Origin of the sequence: Vagococcus coleopterorum, assembly GCF_011303955.1 — a bacterium.
GTDB lineage: Bacteria > Bacillota > Bacilli > Lactobacillales > Vagococcaceae > Vagococcus_D > Vagococcus_D coleopterorum.
Window position 1 is genome coordinate 1,052,354 of sequence record NZ_CP049886.1, and the last position, 23,444, is coordinate 1,075,797.

25 protein-coding genes are annotated in these 23,444 nt (G+C 35.0%); 16 read left to right on the forward strand and 9 right to left on the reverse strand.

All coding sequences use genetic code 11. The annotated features are described in order from the left end of the window. Nucleotides 1–3 precede the first annotated feature (3 nt). The 6 genes from G7081_RS05235 to G7081_RS05260 all read left to right on the forward strand — a co-directional run bounded on the left by G7081_RS05235 (nucleotide 4) and on the right by G7081_RS05260 (nucleotide 5,239). Complete coding sequence (locus G7081_RS05235) at nucleotides 4–249, forward strand: KH domain-containing protein (protein WP_166007904.1); 246 nt, start codon at nucleotides 4–6, stop codon at nucleotides 247–249. A 102-nt stretch (nucleotides 250–351) separates the two neighbouring features. Next, the gene (rimM, locus tag G7081_RS05240) at nucleotides 352–867 is read left to right on the forward strand and encodes a ribosome maturation factor RimM (RefSeq protein WP_166007905.1); all 516 of its coding nucleotides are present in this window, start codon (nucleotides 352–354) and stop codon (nucleotides 865–867) included. 1 nt (nucleotide 868) lies between these two features. After that, a complete protein-coding gene (gene trmD, locus G7081_RS05245) occupies nucleotides 869–1,612 on the forward strand; it encodes a tRNA (guanosine(37)-N1)-methyltransferase TrmD (RefSeq protein ID WP_166007906.1) in 744 nt (247 codons plus the stop codon). Between the two features lie 140 nt (nucleotides 1,613–1,752). Continuing rightward, the gene (gene rplS, locus G7081_RS05250) at nucleotides 1,753–2,100 is read left to right on the forward strand and encodes a 50S ribosomal protein L19 (protein WP_166007907.1); all 348 of its coding nucleotides are present in this window, start codon (nucleotides 1,753–1,755) and stop codon (nucleotides 2,098–2,100) included. Between the two features lie 77 nt (nucleotides 2,101–2,177). Continuing rightward, nucleotides 2,178–4,358 carry a C39 family peptidase gene (locus G7081_RS05255; protein WP_166007908.1) on the forward strand — a complete coding sequence of 727 codons (2,181 nt, stop codon included), beginning with the start codon at nucleotides 2,178–2,180 and terminating at the stop codon, nucleotides 4,356–4,358. 164 nt (nucleotides 4,359–4,522) lie between these two features. Continuing rightward, the gene (locus tag G7081_RS05260; RefSeq protein ID WP_166007909.1) at nucleotides 4,523–5,239 is read left to right on the forward strand and encodes a DsbA family oxidoreductase; all 717 of its coding nucleotides are present in this window, start codon (nucleotides 4,523–4,525) and stop codon (nucleotides 5,237–5,239) included. A 12-nt stretch (nucleotides 5,240–5,251) separates the two neighbouring features. Here G7081_RS05260 and G7081_RS05265 read toward each other — a convergent pair whose 3' ends face one another. Next, nucleotides 5,252–5,890, reverse strand: a complete 639-nt coding sequence (locus G7081_RS05265; protein WP_166007910.1) for a GNAT family N-acetyltransferase — start codon at nucleotides 5,888–5,890, stop codon at nucleotides 5,252–5,254. Between the two features lie 143 nt (nucleotides 5,891–6,033). Between G7081_RS05265 and G7081_RS05270 the strand changes: the two genes are divergently transcribed. Next, nucleotides 6,034–6,651 (forward strand): YfbR-like 5'-deoxynucleotidase, encoded by a 618-nt coding sequence (locus tag G7081_RS05270; protein WP_166007911.1) that lies wholly within the window; start codon nucleotides 6,034–6,036, stop codon nucleotides 6,649–6,651. A gap of 10 nt (nucleotides 6,652–6,661) precedes the next feature. On the opposite strand, the gene G7081_RS05275 is transcribed toward G7081_RS05270, so the two are convergent. Then, a complete protein-coding gene (locus G7081_RS05275; protein ID WP_238786625.1) occupies nucleotides 6,662–7,603 on the reverse strand; it encodes a TDT family transporter in 942 nt (313 codons plus the stop codon). A 336-nt stretch (nucleotides 7,604–7,939) separates the two neighbouring features. On the opposite strand from G7081_RS05275, the gene G7081_RS05280 reads away from it, so the two are divergent. Continuing rightward, a complete protein-coding gene (locus G7081_RS05280) occupies nucleotides 7,940–8,683 on the forward strand; it encodes an HAD family hydrolase (RefSeq protein ID WP_166007913.1) in 744 nt (247 codons plus the stop codon). A 26-nt stretch (nucleotides 8,684–8,709) separates the two neighbouring features. Here the strand turns inward: G7081_RS05280 and G7081_RS05285 are convergent, their stop codons facing one another. Continuing rightward, nucleotides 8,710–10,185, reverse strand: a complete 1,476-nt coding sequence (locus G7081_RS05285; RefSeq protein WP_166007914.1) for a helix-turn-helix domain-containing protein — start codon at nucleotides 10,183–10,185, stop codon at nucleotides 8,710–8,712. Between the two features lie 243 nt (nucleotides 10,186–10,428). On the opposite strand from G7081_RS05285, the gene G7081_RS05290 reads away from it, so the two are divergent. Next, nucleotides 10,429–11,931: an LPXTG cell wall anchor domain-containing protein gene (locus tag G7081_RS05290; protein ID WP_166007915.1), complete on the forward strand. Its 1,503-nt coding sequence runs from the start codon at nucleotides 10,429–10,431 to the stop codon at nucleotides 11,929–11,931. A 32-nt stretch (nucleotides 11,932–11,963) separates the two neighbouring features. Here G7081_RS05290 and G7081_RS05295 read toward each other — a convergent pair whose 3' ends face one another. Continuing rightward, nucleotides 11,964–12,863 (reverse strand): prenyltransferase, encoded by a 900-nt coding sequence (locus G7081_RS05295; protein WP_166007916.1) that lies wholly within the window; start codon nucleotides 12,861–12,863, stop codon nucleotides 11,964–11,966. 161 nt (nucleotides 12,864–13,024) lie between these two features. Here G7081_RS05295 and adhP point away from each other — a divergent pair, with 161 nt between their 5' ends. Then, entirely contained in the window at nucleotides 13,025–14,038 is a 1,014-nt protein-coding gene (gene adhP / locus G7081_RS05300) for an alcohol dehydrogenase AdhP (RefSeq protein ID WP_166007917.1), read from the forward strand. Nucleotides 14,039–14,069: 31 nt separating this feature from the next. Here adhP and G7081_RS05305 read toward each other — a convergent pair whose 3' ends face one another. The 3 genes from G7081_RS05305 to G7081_RS05315 all read right to left on the reverse strand — a co-directional run bounded on the left by G7081_RS05305 (nucleotide 14,070) and on the right by G7081_RS05315 (nucleotide 17,006). Continuing rightward, nucleotides 14,070–14,900, reverse strand: a complete 831-nt coding sequence (locus G7081_RS05305; protein WP_166007918.1) for a VOC family protein — start codon at nucleotides 14,898–14,900, stop codon at nucleotides 14,070–14,072. Between the two features lie 85 nt (nucleotides 14,901–14,985). After that, a complete protein-coding gene (locus G7081_RS05310) occupies nucleotides 14,986–15,408 on the reverse strand; it encodes a cupin domain-containing protein (RefSeq protein ID WP_166007919.1) in 423 nt (140 codons plus the stop codon). 131 nt (nucleotides 15,409–15,539) lie between these two features. Beyond that, nucleotides 15,540–17,006, reverse strand: a complete 1,467-nt coding sequence (locus G7081_RS05315; RefSeq protein WP_166007920.1) for a helicase HerA-like domain-containing protein — start codon at nucleotides 17,004–17,006, stop codon at nucleotides 15,540–15,542. A 116-nt stretch (nucleotides 17,007–17,122) separates the two neighbouring features. Here G7081_RS05315 and G7081_RS05320 point away from each other — a divergent pair, with 116 nt between their 5' ends. The 5 genes from G7081_RS05320 to G7081_RS05340 all read left to right on the forward strand — a co-directional run bounded on the left by G7081_RS05320 (nucleotide 17,123) and on the right by G7081_RS05340 (nucleotide 20,345). After that, nucleotides 17,123–17,578 carry a MepB family protein gene (locus G7081_RS05320; RefSeq protein WP_166007921.1) on the forward strand — a complete coding sequence of 152 codons (456 nt, stop codon included), beginning with the start codon at nucleotides 17,123–17,125 and terminating at the stop codon, nucleotides 17,576–17,578. Nucleotides 17,579–17,685: 107 nt separating this feature from the next. Next, nucleotides 17,686–18,057, forward strand: coding sequence for a GntR family transcriptional regulator (locus G7081_RS05325; protein ID WP_166007922.1), 372 nt, complete (start codon nucleotides 17,686–17,688; stop codon nucleotides 18,055–18,057). Next, nucleotides 18,050–18,910 (forward strand): ATP-binding cassette domain-containing protein, encoded by an 861-nt coding sequence (locus tag G7081_RS05330; RefSeq protein WP_166007923.1) that lies wholly within the window; start codon nucleotides 18,050–18,052, stop codon nucleotides 18,908–18,910. Before G7081_RS05325 ends, G7081_RS05330 begins: the two co-directional genes overlap by 8 nt. Beyond that, nucleotides 18,910–19,629 carry a hypothetical protein gene (locus G7081_RS05335; RefSeq protein WP_166007924.1) on the forward strand — a complete coding sequence of 240 codons (720 nt, stop codon included), beginning with the start codon at nucleotides 18,910–18,912 and terminating at the stop codon, nucleotides 19,627–19,629. Before G7081_RS05330 ends, G7081_RS05335 begins: the two co-directional genes overlap by 1 nt. Nucleotides 19,630–19,655: 26 nt before the next feature. Further along, nucleotides 19,656–20,345, forward strand: a complete 690-nt coding sequence (locus G7081_RS05340) for a CPBP family intramembrane glutamic endopeptidase (protein ID WP_166007925.1) — start codon at nucleotides 19,656–19,658, stop codon at nucleotides 20,343–20,345. Between the two features lie 9 nt (nucleotides 20,346–20,354). Here the strand turns inward: G7081_RS05340 and G7081_RS05345 are convergent, their stop codons facing one another. Next, nucleotides 20,355–20,987: a YigZ family protein gene (locus G7081_RS05345; RefSeq protein ID WP_166007926.1), complete on the reverse strand. Its 633-nt coding sequence runs from the start codon at nucleotides 20,985–20,987 to the stop codon at nucleotides 20,355–20,357. A 91-nt stretch (nucleotides 20,988–21,078) separates the two neighbouring features. Next, nucleotides 21,079–22,005 carry an alpha/beta fold hydrolase gene (locus G7081_RS05350; RefSeq protein WP_166007927.1) on the reverse strand — a complete coding sequence of 309 codons (927 nt, stop codon included), beginning with the start codon at nucleotides 22,003–22,005 and terminating at the stop codon, nucleotides 21,079–21,081. A 130-nt stretch (nucleotides 22,006–22,135) separates the two neighbouring features. Between G7081_RS05350 and G7081_RS05355 the strand changes: the two genes are divergently transcribed. Then, complete coding sequence (locus G7081_RS05355) at nucleotides 22,136–23,443, forward strand: ATP-dependent helicase ComFA (protein WP_166007928.1); 1,308 nt, start codon at nucleotides 22,136–22,138, stop codon at nucleotides 23,441–23,443. Nucleotide 23,444: the final 1 nt, after the last annotated feature.

Here is a 23,444-nt window from a genome sequence, read left to right on the forward strand (position 1 = left end):
AATATGACAGATGTGAAAGAATTAGTTTATGCTATTGTACGTCCATTAGTCACTCACCCAGACAGTGTTAAGTTAGACCTGACGGAATCTGCGGATTTTATCGAGTATAATTTAACTGTTGATCCGGAAGATATTGGTCGTATTATTGGAAAACAAGGTCGTGTAGCGAAAGCTATTCGTACAATTGTTTACAGTGTGCGAATTGATGGACCTAAAAAGGTTCGTTTAAACATATTAGATGGTAAATAAACTCTTAAGTACTTCGGTACTTGAGAGTTTTTTTGTTGTCATGGAAAAATTAGTCGTAGAATGATACAATAGGACAAGAATTCACTTGAAGAGGAGACCGTTATGGCTGATTTTTATAATGTAGGAAAAATTGTTAATACCCAAGGATTACGTGGTGAAGTACGCGTGATTTCAAAAACCGACTTTGCGGAAGAACGTTACAAAGTAGGGAATGTTTTATTCTTGTTCCAAGAAAGCAAGAATCCAGTGAAATTAAAGATTCGTAGTCATCGTAAACATAAAAACTTTGATATTGTAGCCTTTGAAGATCACCCAAGTATCAATGATATCGAAAAATATCGTGATGGGATTTTAAAAATTCCCGCTACAGAATTACATGACTTAGATGATAATGAATTTTACTATCACGAAATCATTGGTTTAGAAGTAGTGGAAGAAGATGGGACTTTAGTTGGTAAAATTAAAGAAATTTTATCACCAGGAGCTAATGACGTATGGGTTGTTCAACGTCAGGGAGCTAAAGATGCTTTGATTCCTTATATTGAATCAGTTGTCAAAACAATTGATTTAGAAGCAGGTAAAGTAACAGTAGAAATTCCAGAAGGGTTGCTAGACTAACATGAGAATTGATGTTTTAACATTATTCCCAAGAATGTTTGATGGCCCATTAACGGAATCAATCTTAGGGAAAGCTATTGAGAAAAAACTGCTAGAAGTAAAAGTCACTAACTTCCGTGATTTCTCTGATAGTAAACATAAAAATGTTGATGATTATCCATACGGTGGTGGAGCAGGTATGCTGCTAAAAGTTCAACCCATTGATGAGAGTCTTCAAGCGATTGAAAAAGAAACACCGGATACTAAAAAACGAGTGATTCTACTTGATCCAGCTGGGAAAAAGTTTGATCAAAAAATGGCGGAAGAGTTTTCTGAAGAAGAACATTTAGTCTTTATCTGTGGTCACTATGAAGGCTATGATGAACGGATTAGAACCTATGTGACAGATGAAGTTTCTCTAGGAGATTATGTCTTAACAGGTGGTGAACTAGGAGCCATGGTGATGATCGATGCGACAGTCCGGTTGTTACCTGATGTTTTAGGCAATGATGAATCAGCCATCACTGACTCTCATTCTACTGGTTTACTAGAACACCCACAATATACCCGTCCTGCGAAATATAAAGGGATGGAAGTACCAGAAGTTGTTCGTAATGGTAATCATAAATTAATTGCTGAGTGGCAATTAAAAGAGTCCCTAAGAAGAACATATCAACGTCGTCCTGAAATGCTTGAAGCACTTGAGATGACCCCTGAAATGATTAAATTATTAGATGAAGTCAAAAATGAGGAGGGAGCTAAGTAGCTCGCTCCTTTTAATAATGTAAAAAGCCTTTACATCAACATTTGACTATGTTAAACTATCTTTTGAGTGCAAAAGCATTCATATTACGATATTCCGCTGTGACATAGATCGCAAGAATGTTTGTCAAAGGAGAAAGAAATATGAATCCATTAATCGAAGCAATCACACAAGATCAATTACGTAGTGATATCCCTGACTTCCGCCCTGGTGACACTGTACGTGTTCACGCGAAAGTTGTAGAGGGTACTCGTGAACGTATCCAATTGTTCGAAGGAATTGTTATCAAACGTCAAGGTGCTGGAATTAGCGAAACTTATACAGTTCGTAAAATTTCTGGTGGTGTTGGTGTTGAGCGTACATTCCCAGTACATACTCCACGTGTTGCAGAAATCGAAGTTGTTCGTCATGGTAAAGTGCGTCGTGCTAAACTTTATTACATCCGCGAATTACACGGTAAAGCAGCTCGTATCAAAGAAATCCGTCGTTAATCTAAAGATTAACAAGGTAGAAAGCTCTTGCTTATGCAAGAGTTTTTTTTTCGGATAAATATAATGGAGGATATGTTATGAAAAATATGATAAAAATTTGTGTTGTTATGATGTTTATTAATCCATTAATGGCCTCTATCGTCATTGCGGATACTATTGATGAAACAGTTGAAAAGGTAGGCGTAACTCAAAGTTTTGATAATGAATCCAGTGAATCGATGTTAGAAACAAAAGATGATAACTCAAACGAGATTGGTTTGACTAGTTTTGCGAATGATTCTGAACAGCTTGCTAGTTCAGAAAGTATTACTGAAGATTCATTAATTGAAGAAATTCCAACAGAGTCATTACCTGTTAAGGATGAACAAATTTCAGAGCAACTTGATATGGTAGAAGATTATCAAGAGATAGATTTAAGAGCCGTATTAAAAAATGGGAGTGTGTCAGCCTGGTCGCTTCCATATGGCTATGAAGGGTATATAAACTTAGGATTAGCAAAAGATAATATGGTAGTTGGTTCACAACGTATTATCAAGCGTCAAGCCACAACAAGTAATGGCATCTATTACGAAGTAAAAGAAGGGTTATGGATTCATAAAAATGCCTTCAAATCAATGGACGAAGAAATGTATCAAGATATTAATATAAAAGCCACATTAAAAAATGGCAACATGTCAGCTTTTAGTTTGCCATATAATTATTATGGTTATAGAAACTTAGGAGTAGCGAAAGATAATATGGCGGTCGGGTCACAACGTATTATCAAGCGTCAAGCCACAACAAGTAATGGCATCTATTACGAAGTAAAAGAAGGGTTATGGATTCATAAAAATGCCTTCAAATCAATGGACGAAGAAATGTATCAAGATATTAATATAAAAGCCACATTAAAAAATGGCAACATGTCAGCTTTTAGTTTGCCATATAATTATTATGGTTATAGAAACTTAGGAGTAGCGAAAGATAATATGGCGGTCGGGTCACAACGTATTATCAAGCGTCAAGCCACAACAAGTAATGGCATCTATTACGAAGTAAAAGAAGGGTTATGGATCCACAAAAATGCTTTCAAATCAATGGATAAAGAGAGCTATCAAACCGTTAACATCAAGACAACACTAAAAAATGGCAACATGTCAGCTTTTAGTTTGCCATATAATTATTATGGTTATAGAAACTTAGGAGTAGCGAAAGATAATATGGCGGTCGGGTCACAACGTATTATCAAGCGTCAAGCCACAACAAGTAATGGCATCTATTACGAAGTAAAAGAAGGGTTATGGATCCACAAAAATGCTTTCAAATCAATGGATAAAGAGAGCTATCAAACCGTTAACATCAAGACAACACTAAAAAATGGCAACATGTCAGCTTTTAGTTTGCCATATAATTATTATGGTTATAGAAACTTAGGAGTAGCGAAAGATAATATGGCGGTCGGGTCGCAACGTATTATCAAGCGTCAAGCCACAACAAGTAATGGCATCTATTACGAAGTAAAAGAAGGGTTATGGATCCACAAAAATGCCTTCAAATCAATGGATAAAGAGAGCTATAAACAAGTCAATTTCAAAGCCAAATTGAAGAATGGCAACATGTCAGCCTTTAGCTTGCCATATAATTACTATGGTTATAGATCGTTGGGTCTATCAAAGAACAATTTAAAGGTTGGCAATACATATGCAATCAAACGACAAGCAACAACAAGTAATGGTGTCTATTACGAGGCCCAAAAAGGTGTTTGGGTTCATAAGAATGCATTTGAAATGACAGAAAAAATTCTCGATTTACCAGTTATTTGGCAATTGCCAGAAATGCCATCAGGTTGTGAAGCTACAGCAGTAACAATGCTAATCAATTACGCAACAGGAAAAAACTATAATAAGGTAATGCTAACAAAACAATTAAGTTTTAACTCGGGTAACCCAAATGTTGGATATGTAGGCAACCCATTTTTAGATACAGGGTATGCTTTTCCACCAGCATTTCGAAGACTAGTTAATAATTATGTCGGTTCATATATTGATTTATCGAGATCATCGTTTAACACTTTGAAAGTCTATATTAATAATGAAAAACCAGTTGTTGTTTGGCTAACGATGCATGGGTTTCCATTTCACGCAGTAACTTTAACTGGGTATGATGCAAACAATGTATTTTTTAATGATCCTTGGACAAATGAAAAGAATAAAAAAATGGCTAATAGTCAATTTTTAAATTTATGGAGAACACAAAGTTATAGGGCGCTCTCATATTAAAAAAATATAAAAGTGTCTAAAAAGAACCTTGCTGTAGAAAGGTTCTTTTTTAGACTAGTTGATAGATATATTTAAATATAAATTTAAAGCAAGCACTTTAATAGGTGATTTACTTACTTTAAGTTAGAATGTAATCAAGAAGAATTTAAGAGGAGTGTGTTACTATGAAGATTGAAATTTGGTCAGATGTGGTGTGTCCGTTTTGTTATATTGGTGAACGTCGTTTGTTTGCAGCAATGGATGAATTACCATATAAAGATGAATTAGAATTATCGTTTAAAAGTTTTGAACTAGATCCCAACGCTAGTTTTTATACAGGAAAAAGTATTGAAGAAGCATTATCAGAAAAGTATGGTGTGAGTATTGAGCAAGCACGTGGCATGAATCAGAATATTATTGAGCAGGCGAAAGAAGTTGGTTTAGACTTTAATTTTGCTGAATTAAAACCAACTAACACTTTAGCAGCACATCGTTTAATAAAGTTTGCTAAGAGCCAAGGTAAAGAACTAGCAATGTCTAATCGTTTATTTAAAGCTTATTTTGAAGAAGGAGCTTTGGTGAGTGATACTGAAACTTTAGTCAACTTAGCAACTGAAGTGGGCTTGTTAGAGGCGGATGTTCGTGATGTGTTAGCAGATGAATCAAGATTTTTATCTGAGGTTAGAGCTGATGAAACGACTGCCCATCAATACGGAATTACTAGTGTGCCATACATTGTTGTGAATGATAAATACGCTATTAAAGGCGCCCAACCTGTCGAAACATTTAAAGGTGCTATTGAAACGGCATGGGGTGAACTAACACCCAAAAGTCCCTTTCAAGAAGTAGCCGTTAAAGAGGGCATGATGTGTGATGAAAATGGGTGCGAGATTCCTAAATAAAAAAGACGCTGATTAGTCAGCGTCTTTTTGTTTAAAGTCATAATCATATAAGAAGAAGGTAGTTGGTTCTACACCGGCAAGTTGTGTAAAGTGGTGAACCATCTCAGCACGTTTAGTCATGCCGTGGTAATCATAAAAACCATAGTTACAAGTCGTATCGGTATACAAGTAAAAGTTATCAACTTGTTGTTCTTGAAAGGTTGTCATAGCATATTGAAATAGTTTTTTACCAACGCCTTGTCCTTGACAAGTTTCATCAACAGCAAATAAAGAAAGTTCACCAGCATAGTCATGACCAGCTTCTTTTAATAACTTTTTATCAATAACCTCAACGTAGCTAAAGACGCTAGCAACATTACGAGCTTCTTTGTTTAACATCATTGAAATCATCGTTTTAAGCTGTTTTAAGCGGTACTTAAAAGGTGTACGGTGAATAGCGTTATTTTTCAAAAAAATAACAGCTACAAGCTTGTTATTGACAATGGCAACCTGTGAATCAGTGTAGTCAGTTAAACAGCCAGCTAAAAATGATTTAGCCAATTTATTAGCTACTTTTGGGCTACAAAAATCTTCGTAACGCCAAGAGCTTTTGATAATTGATTCAATTTTAGGGAAATCTTTTTCTGTCATAGGACGTAGTTCAACGGTCATAATAGTCTCTCTTTTCTAAGTTTCATTAATGATAAGTAAACTATATTCTGGTTGGTAAGTCAAAAATCAATACTCTTAGTATATTCTTTGACATCACCTTAGGAAATAGATATGATAGTAAAAATACCTAGGAGGCGATGTTAATGGGATTAAACGAGTTTATTTTAGGGTTGAACAATTTGGAGACAATTACGAGAGCACCAGGGTTCTTCAAATACACGGAACATACGGTGGCTGCACACTCTTATCGAGTAGCGTCAATTTCTCAAGTCTTAGGAGATATTGAAGAATTAGCCGGTGTTGAGATTGATTGGAAATCACTATATGAAAAATCATTGAACCACGATTATACGGAACGATTTATTGGAGACATTAAAACGCCTGTAAAATATGCCAGTAAAGAATTACGGGGCATGTTACAAACAGTTGAAGAGGGGATGACTGAGAAGTTTATTGCGCAAGAGATTCCGGCTGAATTTCAAGAAATCTATCGTCGTCGTTTATTTGAAGGAAAAGATGACACCGTTGAAGGGGAAGTCCTGGCAATTGCTGATAAAGTTGATTTACTTTATGAATCATTTGAAGAGATTGTTAAAAGTAATCCAGAACCTGTTTATCAAGAAATGTTCTTTGAATCAGTGGCAACCATTAAAGAGTACAGTCATCGACCAAGCGTAGTCTATTTCTTTGAATATATTTTCCCAGAACTTTTAGATCAAGATTTTTACGGTCGTGCAGAATTTTTAAAAAAGTTAATATAAAAAACATGCCTTAGGCATGTTTTTTTGTTTGGATTAAATTAGCTAAAAAGTTGAGGTACTTAATAAGAACCAAAGCAACCATAACTGCTGCAATAATTAATTCAGCATAAGCTAATGCTGACAGTAGTGTTTTTGTTAAGCCATTGAAATGGGGTGCAGAGGCTTTTAAGCCAGTAGCACAAATCACAAATGGGAAGGTTAACCCTGACCAACTTGGATAAAAATCTGTTGGTATAATCTTAGGTAATAAGTAAAGGACTAAGAAATATAGGCCTTGGGCTAAAATTAACCATAAAACTAATAATAGCTTGTTGGGTGAATCGTGGGCAGCTAGATAACCAGTTAAGATAAGCGAACTAGGTGCACAAGTAATAGCAATTAAAGGAGTTGCACTTTTATCGAACTGTTTAAATACAAGGACGCGGTATAAAACCATTGGTAAGAAAATGATATATAAAATGAGTGATATTAGCAAACTGATTTCACCAATTAAATGACTGAATGCTTGACCAGTAATTGGAATAATACCAATTCCAATATATAAAATAAACCAACTTGGATAAAAATTATGCCACGACCATTTACGCTTAACAAGAAAAACATAGGTAAAGTAAAGCATTAGCAAAACTTGAAGGGTCAGTGAAAGATACCAAATAATCAGAGCTAGTACGTGTAGAGATTCGAAGCGATTCAAATAGGTTGTACCAACCATTGTTGCCATTGTAATAGTCGGTGCAACGGCCGCAAGCATCGGCTGTTTTAATTGCTCGAGTGTTTCTTTCGGTGTTAATAGAACTTTTAGAAGTAATAATACAAGTAAAATAAATCCAAAGGTTCCGGCAAGATGTGATAAGAGCATTAAGTCGTACTGTCTAAAAAGATTCCCAATCGACAACAATGCAAGTGCTAATCCTCCCATTGGGATGGGGAGGTTTTTAAAAAAATGATGCATAAAAATTCCTTCTTTCTGTTTGATATTAAAAACAGTATAACAAACGTATCTGAAAGACCTTCTCATAATTTTCTAATCTTTAAAAAAATAATATCAATTTAACCAATTAAAAAATAAATTATAAGTAAAAAGAACCATAATTCGTAAATGGTTAGTCTGACCATCATTTGAAAATAAGTAAAAAAAACTGAAATGAGCTAAGGTGATTAAGTAATTAAAACCTTAATATATCAGTCGTTTATACCTAAAAAACATTCTGAAAATATTTTCATTTCAATGAAAATAACAGTTTGAAGTAGTAGAATAGAATTATCAAATTGATTAGAGGAGTGTCGTGTGTTGAAATCCGCATTTATTTTTGATTTAGATGATACATTGTATGATCAGTGTCAGGTTTTTAAAAAAATGTACGAACGGTTTTCTGATGAGAAGAGATTGTCAGAGGAAGTTCCAACAATCAATAGTCAAACCCTCAAAGCTATATTTATAAAAAGTCGTCATTATGCAGAACAAAATTTTGAAAAGATAATTGCTGATCCGACAAAACGTTTTTACTATGATAGTTTAAGATTACGTTTGGCATTCTTAGATCACGGATTCGAGTTTACAGTGGAAGAAACAAACCGGATGGATTGTTTATATAAAGAAGAGCAAACTAAGCTATGTCCAGAACCTACAATGATTGAATTGATAGAAAAGTTACAAGCAGATGGTCATTTTGTGGGGGTTATTTCTAACGGTTACTCAAAACAGCAACGCGATAAAATAAAACAACTTAATTTAACAAATTATTTAGATGAAGAAAAAATGCTAATTTCCCAAGATACGCAATGGGCAAAACCAGAACGGGAGTTATTTGATTATTATATTGATAGTCACGACCTTAGTCGCGAAGAAACATATTATATAGGGGATTCTTATGGTAATGATTTGATTGGCTCATGGAATGCCGATATCACACCAGTCTGGATCAATAAATATGATAAGGAATTAGAACATAGTCGCCACAACAAAGAATTTTACATGGCAACTGATTACCATGAGTTACCAGAAATAATTGCTGATATTATTACAAAATAAAAACCACTTCAAGAGAAGTGGTTTTTTTATTGATAATTTTTTCTGATATAAAGTTCGCCAATTTTTGAAAAAAGTCTGGCTAACAATTCTTCATTATCTAGCTTAGGGTAGTGCATAAAATAAGCGTCAGAATGAGTGTAATAGAGTTTATCTGAAACAATAATATCAGCTTTTTCTGATGCTTTAGCATGTTGCAGATAGTCATCTGAAAAAATTGTCTTCATATGGTGTTTCAGAGCGTATTCAAAAGGAATATCACTTTCGAAATCGACTAATATTTTTAACGGAACGTTTGAATGGTAGCTAAAAGTATACATTAAGTAGTCATGGAAAAAAGGAATATCTTTTAAAATATCATTTTTGATTAATGGAAATTGATTCAAATCAATGGTTTTTGTATGAATTAATTTTTCTAAATCAAAAGCCTTATTTCTGTTAGAGGGATACATATCCTCAAGAATAATTTCATTTTTGAAAAGTTTACGATAATCAGTTGAGAAACAGCGTTGATAAATAATGTGGAAGAGAATGCCACCTTTGAAAACATCTAAATCTTTACTGTGAATAAAATCAATTTTATCTACCAGCTCTTCCGTAAACGCCGCAGCTTCCTTAACAAGTTGGTTATTAGGAACTACTTTCTGCATAAAGATTCTTAGTTGAGCTAGTTCAACATCAGACGGGGTGAAAACAATCGTTGTTAATTGTGTGATCATTAAAGCGACCATATCGTTATTCTTATGTTTAAAGAACTCTTTTGAAAATAGTTCTTTATGATCGGTATATGCTTTGAGTATCTCCATAACATCCGAATCATTATATGTGAAATCTTGAATGTCATTTTGAAAAAGGACAGCTTGTTTTTGTAATGATTCAGCCCGTAGTAATTGAATTAAGCTTAGTCCATTTAAAAAATTAGGATTAATATTTTTTATATTAGTTACTGAATGCTTTGATGATGAAAAAGTTTTTGAGTGAAAAATTTTATTATGAGAATCAATTGCTAAATATGAAAAAAGTATCACATCAGGTAAACGTCCATCTAAATAGACCTGCTTATTAACAACACGTAACTGAATATGATTTTTTTTGAAAATTTTATTGATAGTTGAAATGTGCTGTAGCAAATAACTTTCTGAAACTGACAACTCATCTAATAGGCTAGTTAAAGAAGCTCTTCTCTTTAATATAACTGTCATGAGTAATTGATAGTTTAAAGAATTTGATAAATATTCTGCAAGTAATGTAACCGCGAGAATATTTATTGGAGTATTGTTGCAATCAGGAATGTATTTTATAGATGATCCCTTCGTGTCAAATGTTGGAAAGCTTTCTTCTTGGTCGAAGATAGAGTTTATATTTTCGACATAACGTTCAAGTGAGCTACGTGAGATATCAAGCTCATCGCATAGTTCTTTTTTGTCACTTAATTTGGTATTAATTATTTGACCAAGAACTGTTAATTCTTTTACTTCATTCTTTTTCAAAAATAAACTAAACATTTTTTTCCTCCCAAAGATAGTACAAATATTATAATCATATAATCATACAAATGTAAACGCATACTAACCTTATTAAGTCGGATATATGTTTAATTAAAATATATAGGGGAGGTTAAATGTACAATATTTTAAATATTGGATAAAAAACAAGCAAAAGATGTTAATGAACGATAGATGATAAGTAGTAAAATAATCTGGTGAGATTAAAATGTGGAAATCAAAAAAGGATAGGGAGTAATTAGGATGAAAAAGACTATTCAATTTAATAAATTACTAGTATTAATAACTATTGCATTTACTATTCAATCCAGTAAATCCATTGCAGTTGAATCAAGTGAATTAAACTTAAGTAATTTCAATAATTCTGAAATGAAGGCTGAAACACTTAATAATATAGATAATTTGCAAAACAGTGAAGAACTAAGAGATTTTAGTCGTCCAACGATAAGAATGTCCGCAGATCCAAGTGTTTTACAAACTAAGTTAGATGAATATTTTAAAAGTGATGCCTTTACTGGTGCTTGGGATTCGCTTGTTAATAAGCTGGTGAAATCCAAACCCTTTGAAGTTGTGACACAAGATTTTACATCTGAATTTAATAAGCCGATTAGCAGTAAACAAAACGGGTTCAAAGTGGGGAGATTTCTTGATGGAGATTTCGTTACTCACGATATTAGTGCAGATCAAAAAACAAGACCTTATTCATCTGAGGACGCGCCTCATAATGATATTAAAGAAGGTGGCCGTATAGAGCTTCCTGTAGGAGAGAATAAACTTGAGAGTGAAAATGATCAAGATGTTATTTTTTCATGGACAGCAGATAAAGAAAACCTTCAAATTAATTTGGAAAAAAGAGTTGCGGTACAAGGTAGTTTAGACTTGGCAGTTGTATTCGAAAATTTATCCTATGTAATTGGAACTTTTGGTGCAGGAACTAATAGTCCAGACGCAGAGGGTGAAACTAGTTATCAAGCATCATTTAAAATCCCTGCGTATTCAGCAGTTCAAGTGAATTATCGTGGGCTGCCAAATGAAGTTGCCTCCAAAGTTCACTATGATCAAGTTGGAAATACAATTACAGTTAAATCAATCGAAGCACCAGCAGGTTATAGACTGAAAGGTGAGTCAATTAGAGAAATCACATTTACAGATAAGGTTGAAGATGTTGATTTTGAATATGAACCAATTCCTGAAATTGAAGACAAATCAAGTTTAGAATTGACCGCAGACTCTGTTGATTTAGAATTTGGCTCAGAGTGGAGCCCAGGAAATTATATAAAACAAGCAACAAATGATTTTGGTGAAGACGTCAAATTGAAAGTGGAAGTTAGCGGAGATAATGTTACTACGACTTGTCCTGGGTCATACACAGTTATATATAAGTTACCTGAAACAAACCAAGATTCAATGAAAATGGCAGAACTAAAAGTTACTGTAAAAGAAAAACCGACAGATCCAGAAAAACCGACAACCCCAGAAAAACCGACAGATCCAGAAAAACCGACAACCCCAGAAAAACCTGGTGAAACACCAAAAGATTCAGAAGTGGAACCCGAAGGTGAAAAGACACCAGAATCATCAAAAGTGTCAACGCAATCTGAAACAAAAAAAGAATCAAAAGAAAAAGCTGGAGCATTACCACAAACTGGGGAAGCTCGTAATAACTTAATGAAAGCAGCTGGAGCGTTAGTTATTCTTATTGCAACAACAGCTTACTTAGTTATTAACCGTCGTAAAAAAGCATAATAAAAAACCACTCATTTGAGTGGTTTTTCTTTTTAAATAAATGTTCCAATATAGAAACTTAAGCTGTACACCATAATAACTAATGACAAGGCCTTTAATGCAATTGGAAAGGTCTTGTTTTTTATTTGTTCTGCTTTATAAGGTTTAGTCATTTTATAGACTAGTGGGAATACTAACAATGTCACTAACGATAAATACGGTGTGATTTTAGTTATGGCAAGAATAAAGATGATGATTGGTAAGGCAACTGTGACTAGGTTAAATAATGTCACTGCGTTTTCTTTACCAATATAAGAAACTAAGGTATAACGATTATTTTCTAAATCTTCTTCAAGGTCACAGGTATTATTAGCTAAAAGTAGTGTGAAGGAAATTAAGATTAAAGGTAAACAGGCAGCTAAGCTTTTAAAAAATAGGCCAGTGGTGAAGTCTGCTGTTCCAATTGATGCTAAGTAGATAGCTGTTAGAGGGGTTAAGAATCCCATAGATGTAGCAGTCAAACTTTCTGCTAGGAAGGTACTGTTAATTGGTTTGGGACCTGACGAGTAGGCCAATCCGATAACTGTTCCGAAGAATCCAATCACAGCTATTGGCCATGAGCCAATAGAAAATAAATAAATTCCTAAGACAAGGTAAGCAATTGCTAATCCCCACATGATTTTTTTAATCAGAGATAAACTTAGATTTTCCCGTCCAATAACATTGGTTTGATTTTTATAGTGATCACCTAAAGCATTTTGGTAATCCATATAGTTATTATGAGTATTGACTAAGCTATGGAATAGGCTGATGGCAACTAAACCAATGACAACAGCGATCGACAGGTGACCGTTAAATTGATACTTAGCAAAGGCATAACCCATCAAATAAACTAAAAAGTTAATGGGTAGAGTATAAACTTCAGCTAATTCGTAAAAGTGTTTAAAGCGCATAAAAAATCTCCTTAAAGTTAGTTAAAAAAGTATTATACCGTGAATTTAAAAAAAAGAAGAATAATTTGCATTATATTATTGCGCACAATAATCTTTGTGATATAATTCACTTATAAGGAAGTGAATGATTTCACAACCTTTCAATTTAAGGGGGAATTAAAATGAAAGCAGCAGTTGTAACGAAAGATCATAGAGTATCAATTGAAGATAAAGAGCTACGTCCGATAGAGCATGGTGAAGCATTAGTAGCGATGGAATATTGTGGCGTTTGTCATACAGACTTACATGTTAAAAATGCTGATTTTGGGGATGTTACTGGGGTGGTTTTAGGCCATGAAGGGATTGGTGTTGTTAAAGAAATCGCAGAAGGAGTGACAAGTTTAAAAGTTGGCGATCGCGTCAGTGTTGCCTGGTTCTTTGAAGGGTGTGGACACTGTGAGTACTGTGTTAATGGGAACGAAACATTATGTCGTTCAGTAAAAAATGCTGGTTATACCGTTGATGGTGGAATGGCTGAAGAATGCATCGTTACAGCGGATTACGCTGTTAAAGTTCCAGAAGGATTAGACCCAGCAGCTGCAAGTAGCGTGACTTGTGCGGGTGTAACAACATATAAAGCAGTTAAAGTTTCAAATGTAAAACCAGGCCAATGGTTAATGATTTCAGGTTTGGGTGGTTTAGGAAACTTAGCCTTACAATATGCTAAAAATGTTTTCAACATGAAAGTTATTGCAGTCGATGTCAATGAAAAACAATTGGCATTTGCCAAAGAAATGGGTGCGGATGTTGTCTTAAACCCAATGGAAGTTAACGTTGAAGAAGAAATTATTAAATTAACTGATGGTGGCGCTCACGGTGCTGTTGTAACAGCGGTTGCTAAGTCAGCTTTCAATTCAGCAGTCAATGCCGTTCGTGCAGCTGGAACTGTTGTGGCGGTTGGTTTACCACCAGAATCAATGGACTTAAGTATTCCCCGTCTTGTGTTAGATGGGATTCACGTTGTTGGTTCATTAGTTGGAACACGTGAAGATTTAAAAGAAGCATTCGAATTTGCTAAAGAGGGCAAAGTTATTCCTCGTGTGCAAATGCGTCAATTAGAAGAAATCAATGAAATTTTTGACGAAATGGAAGCTGGAAATATTCAAGGTCGTATGGTTTTAGACTTAACTAAATAATAAAAAAGACTCTTCAATAGAAGAGTCTTTTTTATTTATGGATGCTAAATGAAATCCCAGTTGGATTTTTTAATAAGATATCATTATCTGTTTTTTCGTAAGGGTAGGTTGCATTATCTAGTCGTGTAATCAATTGTTTAAAGTAATCATCATTAACTTTTAATTGGATATTAGCCAGTCCTGGTAATGTCGGGTTGTATTCAACTTGTCTTGAACGGTACCAAATGTTTCCCGCAAACTGGTGGTGATACCCATCAATACCATAGAATGAAGCCGAGTCAAACATTTCTGATGTAATGGTGAACCCTAAAATGTTTTTGAAAAAGACATTTTCTTTTTGACGGTCATCAACAGCTAAGTGGACATGACCAATAATTGTTCCTTCAGGCAGTTTATCTATTGCCTGCTCATTTAAGGCCATAATACTTGTGAAATCAATCGGTTCGGTTATCCCAATAATTTCACCGTTCTCACGAACATCCCAAAGTTCTTTAGGTTTATCCCAATAAATTTCAATACCATTTCCTTCAGGATCTTGTAGATAAAGTGCTTCACTGTAACCATGATCACTTGCGCCATCAAGTGGATAACTTTGTTGTTCAAGGCGTCGAATAACTTGTGCTAAATTTTGTCGTTCGGGCAACAGAAAGGCAGTATGATAAAGACCGGTTGTAAAGGTGAATGGGGTGGTAACGGTATTTAATAGCAATAGTGGAGTTGCTGAGTTTGATAGGCCAAGTGCAGCAGTTGTTTCAGTTTGTTCTAATAACTCTAGCCCCACAACATGCTGATAAAAATTAGCCATTTTATCTAAGTTTTTTACATTTAATGTCACGGTTTGAATTGTTAGTGTATGAGTCATAACATCACGTCCTTTAGATTTATAAACTTAGTATAAAACAAAAAACACAAACTTACAAATAGTAAGTTTGTGTTTTGCTTTTATATTAGTGATCGTGATGTTCTTGTTCTTCAGCTTCTTCTTTTGTATCAGCTTGCGCATTGAATGGGTGATTTTTGGGACCATAGATTGAGTAGACTTTCATCGGTTCATCACCAATATTTGTGACATTATGCCATGTTCCGGCTGGAATAATAATACAGTCACCATCTTTAACATCTTGTTTAACAGTGATGTTATTCAGTTCTTTACCCATTTCCACACGACCGAAACCGCCCTCCATACGTAAGAATTGATCGACATGATCATGTTTTTCCATACCAATGTCACCGCCACCAGCAGGGATAGACATTAACGTTACTTGAAAGTGGTCACCAGTCCACATTGTTGTACGGTAACGTTGATTTTCTAAAGTAGCTTCCTCAATATTAAAGACAATTGGGTCTTTACCATAATCTTTTAATTCCATGATATCTTCCTCCTTAGTTATCTTTATTGCACCTTTAGTGTACAATCGAGGTTGTAATAACGCTATTGAAAAGGCTTTCTTTGAGAATGGTTCCCAATAAGAAAAAGCCTACCAGTTGGGTAGGCTTTTGTTTAACGACGTTTGAAAATGCCAAGTACACTACGTGACATTTCGCGGCCGATACTTCTAATTAAGTTACTTGTAAAGGAATCGGCAATTTTTTCAACGGTTCCTTTTGGTTGACGTTTTTTCGCTTTTTCTTTTTCTTTCGCTTCTTTTTCTAATTGTTTTTGAAGTTCAGCTTTGGCTTTTTCTTCATTTTCAGCATCAAGTTTAGCCGATAACAGTTCATAAGCTGATTCACGGTCGACTGGTTCGCGGTATTGCGCATCGAATGGAGATGTCGAGATGAGTTGTTGAATGTAAGCTGGGTCAACAGTTCCCATAAAGCTTTCTGGCGGACGAACCATAGCACGTTCAACCACGCTAGGAATTCCTTCTTCATCTAAGAAAGAAATTAAGGCTTCACCAACTTTTAATTCAGTGATCACTTCAGCAACTTTAAAGTTTTCATTTTCACGGTAACTTTCAGCCGCCGCTTTAATTGCTTTTTGTTCTTTTGGCGTATAAGCACGTAGAGCGTGTTGGATTCTGTTACCTAATTGAGCTAAGATGTTCTCCGGTAAATCAATAGGATTTTGTGTCACGAAGAAAACACCCACACCTTTTGAACGAATTAAACGCACGACTTTTTCAACTTGATTGACTAAACCTTTTGGCATGTCATTGAAAAGCAGGTGAGCTTCATCGAAGAAGAAGAGCATCTTAGGTTTGTCTTGGTCGCCAACTTCTGGTAGTTCTTCAAATAATTGAGCAAGTAACCAGATTAACATTGTGGCATATAATAGGGGATTCTCAAATAATTTTTGAGCCATTAGAACGTTTAAAACACCTTGGCCTTTTTCATCTTGACGAATGAAATCTGTTAATTTGATAGCAGGCTCACCGAAGAATAAATCGCCACCTTGTTCTTGGATTGTTAAAAGGTGACGTTGAATTGCACCTAATGTTTGTTTTGTCATGTGACCATAAGGACCAACATAGTCATCCATGTGGTTGGTAACTTCAGAGATTAAGGCTTGTAGATCTTTTAAGTCAATTAACAAGTAACCTTTATCATCAGCGATTTTGAATAAAACTTGCAAGACATCGGTTTGGGTATCCGTTAATTCAAATAAACGAGCTAATAATAATGGTCCCATCTCAGCAATTGTGGCACGAACAGGGTGACCATTCACGCCGAAGACATCCCACAGACGAACTGGGAATGAACGTTCCGTATAATCAGTAATCCCTAAGTTGGCACAGCGTTCGGTTTGACTTCCAGCAGTAGCGGGTTGAGCTAAACTAGCTAAGTCACCTTTGATGTCAGCTAAGAACACCGGAATACCTTGTTTGCTTAGTTGCTCTGAAATTACTTTTAAAGTTACTGTTTTACCAGTACCAGTGGCACCAGTGATAAATCCGTGACGGTTTAGGTACTGTAAGGGAATCCCTAAATCTTCACCATTAGCACGGGCAATATTAATCTTAGTCATATAGTTTCTCCTCCTAAATCATTCGTTTATATTTTATCATTCTTTGAAGTCTGATAGCAAACTTCAACATTGGTTTCTAAAGTAGTTCAGGTTACAATAAACAATGAGGTGAACAGATGAAGTCAGTTGAATTATTAGATAGTAGTTTTGGTTCAAAAGGTCTTATAGGTAAAGAACGGTTACAGATTGAATCTCAAAATAGTGAATACGAAGGTTGTTGGTTTGATTTAAATGGGAAAACCTATCGGAGTCGCTTGGCAAAGAAGACGCCGACTAAAGCTGGTTACTTTGTGGTTGCCTGGGAAAAAGATAGGGAGAATGTCAATCAAGCTTATAACTTTGAAAGCGCAAAAGATTATTTAGTCATTAATATTATTGATAATGATTTGAGAGGTCAGTTTCTTTTCCCAAAAGAAATTCTTATCAAAAAAGGTATTATAAAAACAGAGGAACAAAAAGGTAAGATGGGGTTCAGAGTTTATTTGCCCACAGAACAAGATTTAAATAAGACAGCAACACAAACGCAAAGATGGCAAAAAGCCTATTATACTGACGTAAACTCTCTTAATTAAAAGAGAGTTTATTTTTTTGAATTTTTTTCTTTACAAAATAACAACCTAGATATATAGTTAGTTATATAAGTAACTAACCTAATGCGCAAAAGGTGAAAGGAGTCATTATGATATTTGATTTCGAAAATGGCGTACCGCTTTATCTTCAAGTGGCCACGCAAATAGAACAAGGTATCCTGCAAGGGAGCTTTAAAGAAGGAGAACAAGTCCCTTCAACAACTGAAATTTCAAAAAGTTACAATATTAATCCTGCAACAGTTTTAAAAGGGATGAATCAATTAGTAGCAGATGGTGTGATTGAAAAACGTCGTGGTATCGGAATGTTTGTCACAGATACGGGTGTCGATAAAATCTTTAAAAAACGTGCGACGCAATTTGCAGAGGAACGCTTAGCCGAATTTATTACTGAAGCAAAACAACTAGGGATTAGCAAAGAAGAATTAGTAGACTTAATAGAAAGAGGGTATTCAAATGAGTAATTTAGAAGTGAAACAAATTCAAAAAAAGTTTGGTAAAAAAGAAGTTCTAAAAGATGTATCATTTACATTAGAGCCAGGTCATATTTATGGTCTTCTTGGTAGAAATGGAGCAGGTAAAAGTACGTTGCTATCAATTATTAATAATCGCGTGATTGCAAAATCGGGAGATGTGTTACTTGGTGGTGAATCTGTCTTTGAGAATGATCAATTATTACGTCAGCTATTTTTAGTTAATGATAGTTGTTTAAGTGCCAAAGATGAAAATCAGAAGATTAAGTATTACCTAGAAACGGCTGAAACATTTTATCCTGATTTCGACCGCGAGCAAGCTGAGCATTTAATGTCAGCGTTCGGTTTGAAAGGAAAGCAAAAGTTAAGAAAATTATCAACCGGATATCGTTCGATTTTTAATATCGTCTTAGCGTTATCTATGAATATTCCTTATATCTTTTTAGATGAACCAATTCTCGGATTAGATGCTAATCACCGTGATTTATTCTACAAAGAAATGTTAGATGTCTTTTCTAAAGGGAATACATCATTTATTATTTCGACCCATTTAATTGAAGAAGTGTCACACATTATTGATTCGGTGATTGTTTTAAACAATGGCACAATTGAGATTGAGGATTCAGTTGAAGATATTATTAATAAAGCTTGGACAGTGACAGGTTCTGAAGAAGAAATTATTGCTGTGAAGAATGATTTAAATGTTGTTGGTTGGGAACGATTAGGAAACCAAGTGACATTATATATTTATGGTGAGCAACCAGTCGTTTCTGATTCGCTAACAGTAGGGAAAACAACCTTACAAAAAATCTTTATTCAATTGACAGCAACGGAGGTGGCGTAATGAGATTAAAAGCTATGTTAAAAATGAACTTTAAAGAATTACTACCAGGGTTTTATGGGTTTATTATTGCTTTGTTGATAGTAGATTTTTTAATGCCAGTTATTGGATATTTCTTCGGACAAGGATGGCCAAGTGAAAAAACATTAGAAAGTTCTTTGGCATTTGGTATGTTAGAAATGATGTTCTTCATTATGTTAGCCTTTGTGTTCTTTAGAAATATTGCTAGATTTGCCCAATTTAATGTGGCTCGTAAAGATCAATATTGGGGGAACTTCCTAACAATTGTGATTAGTGCAGTTGTTACGGTTATTGCTTTTCAAGTAATCTATCCATTAATTTTGTCTGTAGCTTTTGAAAACCTAACGACAATGAAAGTCATGCACTTTTATGATAATGAAGGCATCAACATTGTATTACATCACTTGCGCACTATTCTGACGTTGATTTCAACAGGATTAGGGGCTTGGATTGTTGCAACCTTATTCAAACGATTCCAGACTCGCTATATCGTGATTTTAGGAATTTTGTTATTCATTATTTTACCAATCATTTTAGGAATTAGCGCTGTTGCGATTCCAGAAACAATATTAACTCCAATTATTAACAAAGTGGTTGAGTTATATAAACAGCCAATCCCACATTTCACTTATTTAGTCTGTGATGTTCTATTTACGGCAATTCTTGCTAAGTTATTCAGTCGCAATTTAGAAGTTAAGTAGGCGCACATAGAAATGAGGCAATAGAAATGAAACAATTATTTAAAGTGATACTGGTTTATATCAGTTGGTGGTTGATTCTTTTCGGTAGCTCAGTGATTGCTAAATTATTGTTTAATGCTGAGTATTACATGTTAGCCTTTTACGGATTAGTGCTTGTGGTGACGTATATCAGTTACTTAGCAATTCCTATCTATTCCAGGAACATAAACTCACAAAGATATCTAAATGAAATAGGGTTTCAAATGACTCAACCCGCAATGGTATTATCATTTGTGCTATTGGCGGGATTTATACTAAGTATTTACCAAACACAGCAATTGTTGCCTAGCATTACGTTGACAGGTTTAGCAGGACTAAATTGGTTGGTGTTCACACAACCACCTGTAGTTGAGGAATTACTTTTTAGAGGAGTGATTCCTCGACAATTAAGTTCACACTCAATTTTTATGAATGCAGTGATTTCAACGGTATTATTTGCTAGCCTACACATTCAAAGTAGTTTGCAAGGCGTGGTGTTTTCAGCAGTAGTAGGCTTGATTTTATTTGTTTTAAGGTTTCAAGTTAATAGTATTTTCCCAGGGATGGTAATCCATTATATGTTGAACTCAGGTGTGACTCTGAGCTTGATCTATCTGCTTGTGATTGGTATCGTTTGGGAAGTTTATTATTTTGTGAGGTTACATAAAAATAAAGTAAAAGAAAAAAGCGTGGCATAGCCACGCTTTTTATATTTCTTTTTCAAAGTAACTCGTCTTACCAGCCGTTATAGTCACTTGTCCGCTTAACAGCTCAATGAGTTCTTGTTCGAAGGTATCGGTTGTTTGTTCATCCACCATGATTAAAAGTTGGACTTTGTCTGTGTATATTGTCTCTTTTAGATTATAAACTGAATTTTCTAAAAAATTTTCAAGTTTAGGGTGATTAGGGTAGTCTACAGTAACTTGCATCTCTTGCTGTAGCGTTCCTTGTACAATCCCGATCTCATCTAATGCTTCGCTAACAGATCCACCATAAGCGCGGATTAAGCCTCCTTTACCCAGTTCAGTTCCACCGAAGTAACGAGTGACAACGGCTAGTGTATTGATCAGCTCACGTTTTTTTAAAACTTCCAACATAGGTAGACCGGCAGTTCCGCTAGGTTCGCCGTCATCGCTACTGCGTTGGATATCATTGTTATCTCCAACAAGGTAGGCGTGACAGTTATGAGTGGCTTTCCAGTGTTCTTTTTTAATTTTCTGAATCAGTTCTTTTGCTTGTTCATCAGAGTCAATTCTAAAAAGGTGACAAATAAAGCGAGACTTTTTAATTTCTATTTCATGTTGGCCATTTTCTTTAAGAGTTAAATAGTCTGTTATCATGTAGCACCTCCGAATTAATAATATAGTAAGTATAACGGAAATTGATAGCTAGAATCAATCAAAAAAGCCACTGGTTAACAGTGGCTTTTTATTATAGTTTGTCTGTTAACCAGTTTGTGATATCACGCATAATCATATGACTATTTTCTTCGTTTAAAATTTCGTGACGAAGAGTCGGATATAACAGCAAATTAACTGATTTAAATTTATTGTTAGTTAAATCTGCAGCGATGGTGGTTGGACCTTTTCCATATTGACCTACAGGATCGTCTTCACCACTGATGATGAGAATGGGTAAGTCCTTGCGGATTGTTTTGAACCAATTCTTTTTATTCGCTTGGCTAGATAGTTGAAACAGTGTATGGAATCCGTTGTTTGTAAAAACTTTTCCTAGTAATGGGTCAGCTAAATAGTTGTCCACATTTGTTTGATTTAAAGATAACCAACACATTGGTTTTGGATGTTCTGGGAATTTTTGACCAAAGGGACCAAATGCCATCTTGTCGATGGCATTATTAATTTTTTCAGGTGCAAATTTATTTAAAACAGTTGTTAATGGACGGATTAAAGTAGCGCCGATTTCTTTTCCACCAGTCCCCATAATAATAGCACCGTCTACTTGTTTAGAATATTTTTTCAAGTAGTTACGTGTAATGAATGACCCCATACTATGACCCATGATGAAATAAGGTGTGTTAGGGTAGGCAGCTTTCGTACGCTTTGTTACTTGATAGACGTCTTCAATAAGATGTGACACGCTATTTGTTTGATTAAAGTAACCATATTTGGGATTAGTTGGGTCAACAGATTGACCGTGACCAAGATGGTCGTGGCCCACAACTAAAATATTATATTGATTTAAATGCTCAGCAAATTCTTGGTAACGTTCGATGTACTCAGCCATGCCGTGAACGATTTGCAAGATTGCTTTTGGTTGGCTCGTAGATTCAGGTATCCATAAAACTTCATTGATTTGTTCTGCTTGATTTGATGATAAAAATGTTTGGTTTTTCTTCATAATGTCATCCCTCTTAATTAATTAGTAAGCTTCTTTTTTAGTATAAGCCATGCCATTGGAAAGTGCCATCAGATTTTGATGGAAATACTAATAAATTTCGTAGAATTTATTAGTAAGGAGGTTGCAGAGAATGCCTTATTTAGGTCGTCGTTTACTTAAGAGTGAATTAGACTCGGAGTCAAACAATTATAAAGAGTTTTTTTCAGAAAAAACAATCCTCCAAAATGGAGAAAAACTGGTTTGCCAACGTTGTGGGTCACAGTTTACTAAATGCCAATTTACTTTGTTAAACGATACGAGTTACTGTCCATTTTGTATTCAAATGGGAAGGTGTCAGACAGATAATTTTTTATATCAAAAGAAAATAAGCAAACCGACTAATTGGTTTCAACCAGACGCACTAAATTGGAAGGGAGTGCTGAATAGCTATCAAGAAGCTGCCTCTAATCAAATAGTAGAAATGATTAAAGTCAATGGCCAGTTATTAATTCATGGTGTAACAGGGGCGGGTAAAACAGAAATGCTTTTTAAAGGATTAGAATACGCTTTCAAGCAAGAGCTGAGAGTTGCGCTGGCCGCGCCGCGAGTAGATGTTTGTTTAGAGTTATACCCAAGGTTGCTAAAGGTTTTTCCGGATATTTCAATTAGCTTACTGTACGGTAAGCGAAAAGAAGTCTACCAAACAAGCCAATTGGTTATTTGCACCACTCATCAACTATTAAGATTTTATCAGGCGTTTGACGTCATGATTGTCGATGAAATAGACGCATTCCCCTTAGCAGGTAATAACGTTCTTGCATTCGCAATTAAACAATCACGAAAAAAGATCAGCAGCCAAATTGTCTTAACAGCAACAGTTACCAAAGAACTATCTTTGGAACTAGCTAATGAGGGATACAAAACAATGATTGTGCCAGTGCGCTATCATCAAAAACCTTTACCCGTGCCTGAATTAGTTTGGTGCTGGCGTTGGCGTGAAAAGCTGTTAGCTAAACGCTTCCCATCAATTGTAAAGGAAATTTTGGAAGAAAGCAGAGAAAAGCAAGAGAGTTACTTAATTTTTTGTCCAAGTGTGGAGTGGTTATTAAAATTTCACAAGCAACTAGTTTTACAATTTCCTTCTGTCGTCATTGAGAAAGTTTATGCTAAAGATCCGTCACGTGAAGAAAAAATACAGTCATTTAGAGGAGGGAAAATTGACTGGTTGCTAACCACCACCATTTTAGAACGTGGCGTTACATTTAAAGGGGTTAATGTCATCGTTGTAGGAGCTAATCATCGTGTTTATAAAACAGCTAGTTTGATTCAAATTGCTGGAAGGGTTGGCAGAAGTTCTGAACAGCCATCAGGTCATGTTTATTTCATTCATGATGGTTTGACTAAACCATTGGTAGAATCAATTAAAGTTATACAGGAAATGAATGCTAAAGGAGGATAAT